The sequence below is a fragment of the Pseudoalteromonas luteoviolacea DSM 6061 genome (assembly GCF_001625655.1).
GTDB classification, from domain to species: Bacteria; Pseudomonadota; Gammaproteobacteria; order Enterobacterales; family Alteromonadaceae; genus Pseudoalteromonas; species Pseudoalteromonas luteoviolacea.
This window is the reverse complement of the sequence record NZ_AUYB01000154.1, coordinates 1-13,514: the sequence shown is the minus strand read 5'-3', so window position 1 is coordinate 13,514 and position 13,514 is coordinate 1. Positions and strand designations below refer to the sequence as shown.

4 protein-coding genes are annotated in these 13,514 nt (G+C 42.7%); all 4 read left to right on the top strand.

All coding sequences use genetic code 11. From position 1 onward, the window contains the following. Positions 1 to 13 precede the first annotated feature (13 nt). Positions 14 to 8,248: an Ig-like domain-containing protein gene (locus tag N475_RS23990; protein WP_063366077.1), complete on the top strand. Its 8,235-nt coding sequence runs from the start codon at positions 14 to 16 to the stop codon at positions 8,246 to 8,248. A gap of 391 nt (positions 8,249 to 8,639) precedes the next feature. Next, entirely contained in the window at positions 8,640 to 10,322 is a 1,683-nt protein-coding gene (locus N475_RS23985; protein WP_063366076.1) for a hypothetical protein, read from the top strand. A gap of 111 nt (positions 10,323 to 10,433) precedes the next feature. Continuing rightward, the gene (locus N475_RS23980; RefSeq protein WP_063358900.1) at positions 10,434 to 10,745 is read left to right on the top strand and encodes a hypothetical protein; all 312 of its coding nucleotides are present in this window, start codon (positions 10,434 to 10,436) and stop codon (positions 10,743 to 10,745) included. Between the two features lie 28 nt (positions 10,746 to 10,773). After that, the coding region (locus N475_RS26240; RefSeq protein WP_487246443.1) for a collagen-like domain-containing protein at positions 10,774 to 13,514 on the top strand (2,741 nt) is incomplete at its 3' end.

Sequence of the window (13,514 nt, the reverse complement as noted above, 5' to 3'; positions counted from 1 at the left end):
TGCAGCTACCGCGGTGACGGCGACAAGTGAATTAGACACTGCTAAACCGACAGTCACTACTTTCTCAGCGTCTGATACTAATCTAAAAGCAGGCGAAACAGCCACGATCTCAATTACGTTAAGTGAAGCAAGTAGCAACTTTACAATAGATGATATCAGTGTGTCAGGTGGCAGTTTGAGCGCATTTACCACGACCTCTAATGTCCAGTATAGTGTCGTATTTACGCCGAATGAAAACTCAGAGGCGACTGCTACATTAGACATTAATGCTGATAAATTCACTGATAACGCAGGAAATACAAATACCGCAGCAAGCCAGTTAACATTAAACATTGATACAAAAGCGCCTAGCGGGCAAGGGGTGAGCATAGATCAAAGCTTGATCAATCGAGACAACGAGTCTGCATTAAGCTTTACCTTAACAAGCTTGGAAGGAACAGGGACATTTGAGTACAGTATTACTGATGTGAACAATCAGTCAGTAACAGGCAGTGGAAATATATCAGCGACTACCGCTCAAGTTACAGGGTTAAACGTGAGTAACTTGGCAGAAGGGACGTTGACCGCTTCTGTGATCATAATTGATGCAGCAGGCAATCGAAGTGCTGCCATCACTGATACCGTGACCAAAAAGTATAATGTAGCACCGAGCTTAAGTGGACAACCTACGACGAGCATTGCGCAAGATCAGGCTTACAGTTTTACGCCCACATTGACCGATCCGGACCAACAGGATACACACACATTCAGTGTTATTAACTTGCCTAGTTGGGCCTCATTTAACCAAAGTACGGGTCTTCTCTCGGGAACACCCACCGATGCTAATGTAGGCGAGTACAATAATATTCAGATCTCTGTCAATGATGGTACTGATTCGGCTTCACTTGCCAGTTTTAATATTGAAGTAACCAATGTAAATGATGCCCCGATTAGCACGGCATTTACCTTTACTTTGGCGGAAGCTGGTTTGCTGTCAGTCAACTCTGCTCAAGGGTTGCTGAGCACAGCGACAGATAAAGATACAGATAGCGGTGATACCTTGACAATTGAGCAGGTATCAGCGCCAACTCATGGTCAATTAACTTTAAATCAAGATGGTAGTTTTTCTTACCAGCATGATGGCAGTGAAAACCACAGTGACCAATTTACATATCGAGTCAAAGATGCTTCAAGTGCAACCTCTGATACCTATACCGTTACTCTAACCATAACTGCTGTGGCAGATGCACCTACTGCTACAAATGATCAATTGACGGTGGCAGAGGATACTGCCGGAAGTATCAATTTACTGTCAAATGACAGTGATCCTGAGCAGGACATGGTTGCTTCATCAGCCGCGGTGGCGACATCTCCATCGAAAGGGAGCGTTGTTATTCAAAATGGTATCGCCACCTACACGCCAAATGAAAACGAAGTCGGTGCAGACTCGTTTACATATACAGTAAAAGATGCCCAGCAAAACACATCTAATACAGCTACGGTGGCGGTGACGATAACTGCCGTAAACGATTTACCTATCGCCAAAGAACTTGTGATTAACACCTCAGAAGATACTGACTCAGACGCGTTGCAAGTAAGGGCGCAAACGACAGATATCGAGGATGGAATTCCGACTGGAGACTTAGCGATAGCAACACAGCCAACAAAGGGCTCAGTCGAGATTAATCAGCAACAAGGTACTTTTGTTTATAAACCAAGTGCCAACGAAGTGGGCAGTGATAGCTTTACTTATACAGTAAAAGACAAAGACGGTGGTGAATCGGCGCCTATGACTATCACTGTATCGATTGGTGCCGTTAATGATAAGCCTGTAGCTGCCAATGACTCTGTCACTACGGATGAAGATGTCACCACAACCTTAGCTGTCCTATCGAATGATAGTGATGTTGAAGATCAAGGGTTCAATGGTGCAAATATCACACTTGAAGATCAGGGTAATGGGGCTGGTAATTACACTAAAGCAACAGTGAATATCGCAGCTGATGGTACGTTAGGCATTGTGCCAAAGGCCAACCAAAATGGCATATTCACTTTCAACTATACATTGACTGACAGTGAGGGGCTGGTGTCTGACCCTGCCACTGTCACAGTGAATTTAACGCCTGTAAATGATGCACCTGTTGCTAATGACAATACTGCGAGCTTGCAAGAAGAAGGCTCCTTTGAGGTGAATGTTTTAGGTAATGATACAGATGTAGATGAAAATGATAGTTTTAACCTTGCTAGCGTTAGTGTGGTTGATCAGCCGCGCTTCGGCCAAGCTGTTGTGAATGCTCAGGGTGCCATTGTTTACACTCCAAACACTAATTATTTTGGCGACGATACATTCACTTACACCGTTGAAGATGCCGCGGGAGCAACTTCCAATAAAGCAACGGTGACTATGACTGTTACTCCGGTCAATGATGCCCCTGTTGCAGCGGCGCAAAATCTAAGTCTTGATGAAGACGATAGCTTGCTTGTCACCTTATCTGCAACGGATCAAGAATCGGATACTTTGAGCTATCAAATTCAATCTGGGGTATCGAATGGTACCCTTGTGGCTCAATCTGATACAACCTGGCTCTATACTCCATCAGCCCATTTCAATGGCAGTGATACATTCACCTTTGTGGCAAATGATGGCGCTCTGGATTCGCAACCAGCTAGCATCAACCTCACGGTTAATGCGGTCAATGATCAGCCAACGGTATCTGCGCAATCAGTACATGTAGATGAAGAAGTTGCTCTTGTTATTACCCTTGCTGCAGATGATATCGATAACGATAATTTGACCTATGCAATTGTTAATTCTCCAGCAAATGGTTCATATACACAAAACGAAAATCGTATTACGTATACTCCGAACACCAACTTCTTTGGTTCAGACAGCTTCACGTTTAAGGTCAATGATGGCCAAATCGATTCAGAAACTGCCACCGTTGATATTTCCGTTGCAAATATTAATGATGCACCGAGCATTGCGGGTACGCCAAGCTCACAAGTAAACGAAGACAGTACGTACAGCTTTACCCCTACATTTGAGGATAAAGATAATGATACGTTGACTTTTAGCATAACTAATAGACCCAGTTGGGCGCAGTTTAATACGACGACAGGTGTGTTAAGTGGGACGCCAGTAAATGCCAATGTAGGTCGATACGATAATATTGTAATTAGTGTATCCGATGGGGTGGAGTCGGCTTCACTAAGTGCCTTTAGCATTACAGTGAATAATACAAATGACGCACCAGAGATTTCAGGTGTCCCCGCTTCTAGTGTAGATGAAGATAGCCTATATACGTTTACGCCGACGGTATCAGACATTGACGGAGATGCACTGACATTTAGTATCATAAATATGCCCAGTTGGGCACAATTTGACAGTACAACGGGCACGTTATCAGGAACGCCAGATAACTCTCATGTTGGAATATTTAGGGATATTCAGATCTCGGTCTCTGATGGCCAAGCGAGTGCCACGTTAAGCTCGTTTAACATTACAGTTAGTAATGTGAATGACTTACCTGTGATAGGAGGTTCACCTGCGCCAACAGTAGATGAAGATAGCCCATACAGCTTTGTTCCCAGCTCGTCAGATATTGATGGTGACTCGCTGGCCTTCAGTATTCAAAATCAACCTGCTTGGGCCAGTTTTAATACGTCGACAGGTGCCCTAACAGGTACGCCTAATGACAGTCACGTAGGTTCATACAGCAGTATCGAAATTACAGTGTCTGATGGTCAATCCACAGCGCGACTTAATGCTTTTAACATCGAAGTCATCAATACCAATGATGCACCCACAGGTAGCAACCGAAACTTTGAAGTCGCTGAAGGTGGTACACTCACGCAGAATGCCACATCAGGCTTGTTAAGTAGTGCCTTTGTTTTTGACGATGACTTAGACAGTGGTGACGTCATCTCAATGGCTGAGTTTGGTCAGCCGTCGTTTGGTGCTCTATCTATTAATAATGACGGTAGTTTCACCTATGTACATGATAACTCTGAAACTCAAAGCGACAGCTTTACCTATCGAGTTAAGGATACTGCTGGTGCAACGTCAGATTTGTATACTGTAAATATCAATATTACCCCAGTATCAGAGGCACCAATAGCCATAGATGACAGTGTACAAACCAATGAAGATACGTCAGTAACCATTAACTTGCTCGACAATGACTCAGATCCAGAGGGCGACATGGTCGCATCTTCTGCTGTAATAGTTGATGCCCCAAGCTTTGGTTCTGTTTCTATTACAAATGGAGTGGCAACGTACACGCCAAATCAAGATGTAAACGGGAATGATACCTTTACATATATAGTATCTGATCAGGACTCAAATAACTCGGAGAAAGCTACGGTATTTGTCGTCATTTCCCCGGTAAATGATTTGCCGATTGCTCCAAGCTTATCTGTGAATATTGAAGAAGATGCTGCATCTACGCCAATTAGTGTACGGTTGTTTGCAACAGATGTTGAGGACGGAATCCCGACTGGCAACATTACTGTCAGTAGTCAACCGCAGCGGGGTAATGTAGCTGTTAACGATGAACTGGGTGTAATTAATTATACTCCACTTGAGAATGAACAGGGTGCAGACGAGTTCACTTACACAATTGCTGATAGTGTTGGCGCTGACTCTGCGCCAGCTTCCATAGCAATTACGATTGGTCAAGTGAATGATGCGCCAGTAGCAGCAGATGACTCAGCGACAACCTCAGAAGATACTCAGGTTGTTTTGAATGTGTTAAACAATGACTCCGACGTTGAGGATGCTGGTTTCAATGGCGCAAATATTACTGTGCAAAATAATGGCAGTTTTGAGTTCGCAGCGGTGACAATCTTGGCAGATGGTCAACTGCAAATAGACCCAACACAAGATCAAAATGGCTTATTTTCATTTACATATGTGCTGACTGACAGCGAAGGGCTGACTTCGTTGCCTGCTACTGTGACGTTGAACATTGAGCCTGTGAATGATGCGCCTGTGGCAATTGATGATGTTGCGGCATTAGAAGAAGAAGGCTCCTTTGCAGTTAATGTCTTAGGTAACGACATTGATGTGGATGGGAATGACGAGCTTGATGTGAGTTCAGTGTTTGTTGTGGCTAATCCTCAAAAGGGGCAGGTCAGTATAGACTCGCTGGGGCGTATTGTTTACACCGCAAATACTGATGAAGTTGGCGACGACGCGTTTAGCTATGCGGTCAGGGATACCAGTGGTGCCCTCTCTAATACCGCAACGGTGACAATGACGATTGAAAACATTAATGATGCGCCTGTGGCATCAGACGATCAGTTTTCCGAAGAGTCATTTGATGAGGCAACTGGCACTTATCGATTGGCCGTTTTAAGTAATGATAGTGACGTAGATGTGGGAGACTCTCTGACCATCCTGAGTGCTCAGCCTTCGGTAGGCAGCGTCGCAATTCAGGGTCAAGAGCTGGTTTATACTCCTGAAGATACATTCAATGGAGTCGTGATCATTGAATATGTAGTCAAAGACTCTTCTGGTGCGATTAGTAGAGCAACTGCAGAGTTGACGATTAATCGTAATGATAGTGTCGGGACACCTCCTTCTATAACTGTTCCCGCGGATGTTACTGTCAACGCGACTGCGCTTTACACCAAAGTCGAACTAGGTAATGCAACTGCAACTGACAGCAATGGTAACGTGATTGGTGTATCATTGGTCGACAACAATACGCTTTTCCCACCTGGGCGCCATTTGGCCACATGGAGTGCTTCTGACAATAACGGACTCAGCTCATTTGCTACGCAAAATGTCTTTGTGAATCCGCTTATCTCACTGGCAAAAGATGTTCAATTATCTGAAGGGCAGAAGTTTAACCTTGGTGTTTACCTAAATGGCGAGTCTCCAGAATACCCGGTACAGGTATCATATACTGTTTCTGGTAGTGCATCTTCGGCAGATCACACATTGCTTGATGGCAGCATACAAATTACTTCGGGAACAGAAGGAGTGATTTCTTTTGATGTTATAGAAGATGGTGTTATTGAAGGGAATGAAACAATAATTGTGACCTTGTCAGAGCAGTTAAATCGAGGTGCTAAGTTCTCAACACAAATCACCATAGTTGAAGAAAATGTCGCACCAGAATTAACGCTTGCAGCTACGCAAAACGGTGAGCAGCGGACAACTGTTACAGCAACAGATGAGCTTGTCACTGTCAAAGCCATCGCGAGTGATGCAAATGTGGGAGATGTTGTATCTTTGCAATGGCGAGCTATAACCCCTGAACTGCAAGATCTCAGCACGCAGGACGATGAATTTACATTCTCACCTAACTCTCTAGCTACTGGCATATATGGGCTTGAAGTTACAGCCACGGACAATGGTGAGCCGAGTTTATCGTCAACGATGCAAATTTATCTAGAAGTGGTTCCGTCACTAGTTCCGTTATCAAACCAAGATACCGATGGAGATCTAATTCCGGATAATGAAGAAGGGCATGGAGACTCGGATAATGATGGTATTCCTGATTTCCAAGATGCCATTACCGACTGTAATGTAATGCAGGAGCAAGTGCTAGAAGCCGATCAGTTTTTGATTGAAGGTGAGCCTGGAGTATGTATACGAAAAGGCGTCACGATAGCGCAAAATAGCACTGGGGGCGTGCAGCTTTTGCCTGAAGAGCTTCAAGCAGACGAAAATGCAGTCAATATTGGTGGGCTATTCGATTTTATTGCCACTGGACTCCCTCAAGATGGCGATACATACAGTATTGTGATCCCGCAACGCAAACCTATTCCAATTAACGCAGTATATCGCAAGCTAAAAAGCGATCAGTGGGTAGACTTTGCAGTTGATGAAGCCAATAAAATCTATTCTTCCCTTGGAGAGCCTGGCTATTGTGCACCTCCAGGTAGCGATGTATGGCAAGAGGGTCTACGAGAGGGGGATTGGTGTGTCAAATTGCAAATTGTAGATGGCGGACCTAATGACGATGATGGAATTGCAAATGGCAGTATTATTGATCCTGGTGGTGTTGCGGTAGTCAAAACGGATAATTTGTTACCTATTGCTCAAGCAGATGAGCTTACAATAGGCGCGGGCCAATCAATAGTGATTGATGTGCTTGCTAATGATTCTGATGCTGATGGTGATGCACTTACAATCACCAGTGCCAGCGTTGATTTTGGTGTTGTAACTGTAGCTGACAACAAGCTTACTTATACACCACCGTCAACATTTGTCGGAACAGCGACAATTCAATACAGCGTGACTGATGGCCAAGGTGGAACGGCGAATAGCACTGTAACGGTTAATTTAGCGGTTAACACACCGCCTTCGGCAAAATTAGATGAAGCGAGCACAAACGATAAAGCAAGTATCACTATCGATGTGTTGGCAAATGATATTGATTCTGAAGGCGACGCAATATCGTTGATAGAGGCGTTTGCCCAACATGGCTCAGTAACACTTAATGCTGACGGTACCTTGACCTATTCGCCAAAACTAGGGTTCGAGGGCGTTGATATTGTTACTTATACTATTGTGGACTCAAAAGGTGGAGTATCTCAAGGTATTGCCCGTGTCACTGTGACTGCATATAAGGCTGTTAAAATAGAAAATAAATCTTCAGGAAGTATGGGAGGAACCCTAATTGTGATGCTTTCAGCGCTAATATTACGTAGAAGAAAAGCGGTGCTACCAAGTTATGCACTTATATCTCTTACATGCTTATTACCTAGCTCTGCATATGCCGAGTCATGGACAGTAAAAGGTACTCTTGGCGAAGCTGTTGCCCAAGAGCGAATATCGAATAACAGTGGGCTTCAAGTCGGTAATATTGACGATTCCAGTAGCTCTTGGTCTGTCAGTGGCTATTATGAATTATTGCCAAATTGGCATGTTGGTATTGGATATGTGGATTTAGGCCAGGGCAGTGTCGACTTTACAGGTGAAACATTGACGCCGGATGAAGTGCATCAGCAGTTGTCTCGTGTATCACCCGTTTTACCTGAAGGGTTTACCCTCCAAGTAAACTATGATGTATTCAATTGGCATAACTTTACTGGTGAAGTGTTTCTCGGTGCATTTGATTGGGAATATCGTATTGATAGTACGAGAGATGGTCGCTTTTTAAATAGTTATGAAGCTGCTGAAACGAATGCATTTATGGGGACAGAGTTAGGATACCAGCTTAACAATGCCCTTGAAATAGGCCTACAGTACAAGCATTTTGATATCAGTGAGAATAATGTCAATGAACTGTCGCTTTCTTTAAGTATGAAATTCTAACGTGATTACTCTTAGTCGGTAATACTGTGTGTTACCGACTAAAAATCTGAAAATCAAGTAGCTCAATTCTATTAATACGCAACTCTTGCATTTTTAATCCTTCCTTAATATGAATATATTTATTAACTCAAGATGCACTATCTAGTAAAAATAAAATTAATTAATAAATTTATTGGTGATATTACTGGGATAGTTTAAGGTCCGACCTCTTTTCTCTGTTTGTTTTTTGTGATTTTCACACTGAATTTGTTTTAAATTGGTTAATTTGGGGTGGTTTTCTTTACTTCATAATTAAGATGATAAATTTATGTGTATTTTCTATTTTAGTAAATTTATTGAATTTAATTAATTATGCAGGTATAAAGCGATAGTTTTTTAATTGTAGATGACAATGATGTTCAGTGAAATACAGGGAGTTCTCAACGTCAAAGATGATCTTTGGTGTGGAGAGAAAAGTAAATGGATAAATTTGCCTAATTTTTTTAGAGCTGTTTTTGTTCTTTTTTCATGCGCAATTGCAGTGATTAGCTATGATGTTTTTCTTGATAGATTCAATACGCCCAAGTGGTTTATTTTTGATCTCTTTATAGTAGTTATAATATCCTTAGCAATATTTAAAAAAGTAGAAGTAAAAGCCAATGCGCTTAGCGTTTCGTTTTTACTTCTATCGTGCTACATGCTTATCAGTTCAATATGGTCTCCTAATTTTTTTGAAGCCATACTTTTCACAGTTAGGTTTGTCGCTTTTGGCTTTTCAATATACCTAATTTCTGTCACATTTAGTAAAGATGACGTTTTGAAAATGCTAGTGGATGGCGTTTTTTACGCCTCCTTCGTGTTTTGCTTGGTTATTATTTATCAAAGATATATTGCTTTAACTCCATATTCATTTATTAATTTTTCACCAATAGGTTTTGTAAATTATTTAGGTCAAGTACTAAATATATGGATACCAATTTTAGTTCTGTCTATTTACATGCACAGACGTTCAAAACTTCGATTGGCTTTAGGATTGTTTTCGCTCGTTATATTAATGAATCTGTTATTGGAGTCGGGCACTCGTGGCACCATACTAGGGTTGTTGTGTGCAGAAGTATTTATCTTGGCAGTCATGTTAATTAAAACTAAAAAGCTACCTTTTAAGTACATGGCTATATCTGCAGGGTTGCTATTTTCAATAGCGACATTCTCAATGCTTAAGGAGTATGGTCCAAATCAATTACGAGACCAAGTAAGCTCAATAACTGCTCTGAAAACGGGTAGAGAGAATGTTTTTGCAAATACAATTGATATGGCTCTTGATAATCCACAAGGTGTAGGGGCAGGTAATTTTGAATTTGTGCACCCTAAGTATGGACGCATGGGAACAGAGCACTCTTCACCTTATTTATCAAGTCATTCAATGTTGCTATCACCTTATAACATTATATTAAAATTCTATAGCGAGTTGGGTCTTGTCTTTGGAAGTCTATTTACACTGCTTTTTTTCTCTCTAATATTTATTGCATTTAGAAATTTCCTAATTGGTAATTATATAGATGTTTGGGTGTTTTTGGCTGTTTTTTCTGCTTGCTTTCATGCCATGTTTAGCTCTGTATTCTTAACTCCCGTAAGTTTATTTTTCTCTCTGGGTTTGTTTTCGGTGGTGTTGTCTAGATCAACTTTAAAAATGAAAAGTAAAACTGTTAGCAAACCAATCTCTCTATGCCTTTTCCTATTTGTTGTTCTTGCTACTGCATATCTTAGAGGTGTGGAATTAAAGTCAAACTATTTGTCAGGATTAGGCTCGATAAAAGGCGATAGTGAACTAATTGAAGAGGCAATTGAGCTAAATGAATATAACTACTTTGCCATGTTGATGATTTCTAAGGTTTATATGTATAAGGATAATGATTTGCATGCTGCTTTGAATAGCATAGAGAGAGCTTTAGTTATATATCCATATTTGGTTTCAGGATTGGTTCAAGCAACTGAGATATCTCATCAGCTAGGGGATGTTGAAAAGTTTAATTTTTATAAAGGTAAGGTTTTAGCTATTTACCCAAATAATGAGAGGGTGAATAAACTGCAATGAATTTAGCGCATTAAATAATTTATTTAATATATACTTGGCTTCTTTTTTGATTATTAAATTGTAATAATAACAGAAGTTCATTGATGAACGTTTTTTAAATTAAGGAATAAAATGAAACTTAACATTTCACATTGTTTGACGCTCGTTGTTTGCGTTTGTTTTGGCTTAGCCGGTTGCGGTGGAAGCAGTGACAATCAACCTGTAAACAACGAAGGGAAAACACCAATTACCAAACCAGATCCTCAGCCAAATCCAAACCCAGATAAGAAAGTTGCTGAACATTCGGTTAAACGTTCGAATCTAGGCAATGCTCGAGTCCAAAAAGCATCATCTGGAAGACACGACGTAGCAGCCTCGGTAACAGTGGTTACGCAAAAAGCAAGTTCAGAGAATTTTGGCCTTTCAGGCGCTGCAATTAACTAATTTAAATTATAAAAAACAAAGGGATTATATGTTTACTAAAAACGCAATTGCTGCGGTTATTGCCGCTGCTAGCGCTATTTCTGTGCCTGCTCTCGCTGCTCAGTTAAACCATCAAGGCACGTTAACCAATTCCAATACACAGCAAGCTGTGAATGGCACGGTAACCATGACTTTCAAGCTCTATACTCAAGAGCAAGTTGTGTGGGAGTCTGTTAGGGAAGTAGAAGTTGTTGAAGGTGCCTACGCTATTCGCCTAGGCGAAAACAACGATATTGACGCCGCCATATTTAAAAATCGTGACTTAGAGCTTGGTATTACCATTGGAGATGACGCTGAAATGTCTCCACGCTTGCGGATTGATACAGTTCCCAGTGCTTATCATGCAGATGTGGCGAGCAAAGTGGAGGGGGCTGTCGAGGCAACAGAAGTCTCTGTTGGTGGCAGCGTCATTATTAATGAAAACGGTGAATGGTTGGGTTCTCCTACTGGTCTTCGAGGTGCTGATGGTATTGATGGACGCGATGGCGTCGATGGTAAAGATGGCGCAAAAGGTGATAAAGGTGATCCGGGCCAGGACGGTGCTGATGGTCAAGCAGGCGCGCCAGGGGAGAAAGGTGAAAAGGGCGAACAAGGGGAAAAGGGTGAACAAGGTCCCCAAGGAGAGCGCGGAGAGAAAGGTGAACAGGGCGATAAGGGTGACAAAGGCATTCAGGTCAAAGGCAACTGGAGCGACGTAGCTGCTTACTCAGTAGATGATGTTGTGTCGTTTGAAGGCAGCGCCTATATTGCTTCAGCTGTAGTAAACGCGACAGAGGGCGGACAATCAAACCCGACACCAAAGGACGCTTTGGAGGTTTGGACTTTGCTAATTGAAAAAGGTGCACAAGGAGAAGCAGGCCTAGATGGAAAAGATGGTGTGGACGGGAAAGATGGTCTTGATGGCAAAGATGGCGCTGATGGACAGAATGGACTAGATGGAAAGCCGGGCCGTGACGGAGTGGATGGCCAAGACGGAAAAGATGGTAAGGATGGTAAAGAAGGTGCAAGAGGCCAGCAGGGTGAGCGAGGTGAGCAAGGGGAGCGCGGTGAAAAGGGAGAAAAAGGTATACAAGGAGAGAAAGGCGAAAAAGGTGATAAGGGAGACAAAGGTGATCGCGGCCTAATTATCAAAGGTAACTGGAATGCTATCCATGCGTATGATATTGACGATGTTGTCGTGCATGAAAATAATGCTTACGTCGCTCGAGTTGCAATAACCGCAGTTGTAGAGGGTAATGAACCAAATTTACCTCCGTCAAATACAAACGATAGCTGGTTGTTACTGTTTAATGGGGTAGGTTCGGGCCTTGCTGGAAAAGACGGTCTTGATGGTGCGCCGGGCAAAGATGGTCGTGATGGTATTGATGGAGTAGATGGCGCACCTGGCCAAAATGGTGCGCCGGGCGTGAATGGACGAGATGGTCTTGATGGTCGAGACGGAATTGATGGTCGCGATGGTGCACCAGGAAAAGACGGTCGAGATGGTATTGACGGCATTAATGGTAAGGATGGAATCAATGGTAAAGATGGAGCCCAAGGTGAAAAGGGTGACAAAGGTGACAAAGGTGACAAAGGTGACCGCGGCTTAGTTATTAAAGGTAACTGGAATAACCAAGACGCATACAATATTGATGATGTTGTTGTACACGAAAACAATGCCTATATTGCGCGCGTAGCTATCGCAGCCTTGACTGAAGGTAGTGAACCAAACTTACCACCGTCTCAAACTAACAATGATTGGCTGTTATTGTTCAATGGTGTGGGGTCTGGGCTAGCAGGTAAAGATGGCCTAGATGGAAAAGACGGCGCACCGGGTATTGATGGTAAAAACGGTATAGATGGTGCTCCGGGGATCAATGGTAAAGATGGCATAGATGGAAAAGATGGTGCACCAGGCATCAATGGTAAAGATGGTGTAGATGGAAAAGATGGTGCGCCAGGTGTCAATGGTAAAGATGGTGTAGATGGAAAAGATGGTGCCAAAGGAGAGCCAGGAGAAAAAGGTGATAAAGGCCTGCAAGTTGTTGGTATATGGTCACCTGAACTAGAGTACAAGGTCGATGATGTTGTGACTTTTGAAGGGAGTGCATACATAGCTAAGGTAGCGATCCCCGCAGTTGCTGAGGGAGAATCTGCAAATGGTTCTCCTAAAGATACGGCTTCTCAATGGAGTATTCTAGTTGCTAAAGGAGACAGTGGTATTCATTTTGTGACTGAAGGCTACAATTTGGTTACCGAATTCAAAACGGGTGATGTCATAACGTACCAAGGTAGTGCGTATATAGCGACTCAATCTACAATTGGCGTACCCCCTACAGATCCTCAAGGCAACATCCAGCTGCCTTGGCAGCTATTGGCCAAAGGAGCTAGCTATGATGAGTCTCAATTTGCGCTAAAAGCAGATTTGCCTGACCTTACGGTTTACGTGACAAAAGCAGAATTTAACGCTGGTTTGGCAGTTAAAGCCGATAGCATTACAGTAACCGGTTTACTTGAAACAAAAGTTGACAAAGCAGCATTTGACAATGCGTTGACGTTAAAGGCAGATGCAGCGACTGTAAACACACAACTTGTTGCAAAAGCAGATAAAGCAGCGATGGACACGGCACTTGCAGCTAAAGCTGATACAGCAACAGTGACAACCCAGTTATCAGCAAAAGCAGATAAAGCAGCGATGGACACGGCACTTGCAGCCAAAGCTGATACAGCAACAGTGAACACCCAGTTATC

Bases quoted from the DNA above. Each gene is read 5' to 3' on its own strand.
- N475_RS23980 (WP_063358900.1), top strand. From the start codon at position 10,434: ATGAAACTTAACATTTCACATTGTTTGACGCTCGTTGTTTGCGTTTGT.
- N475_RS23985 (WP_063366076.1), top strand. From the start codon at position 8,640: ATGATGTTCAGTGAAATACAGGGAGTTCTCAACGTCAAAGATGATCTT.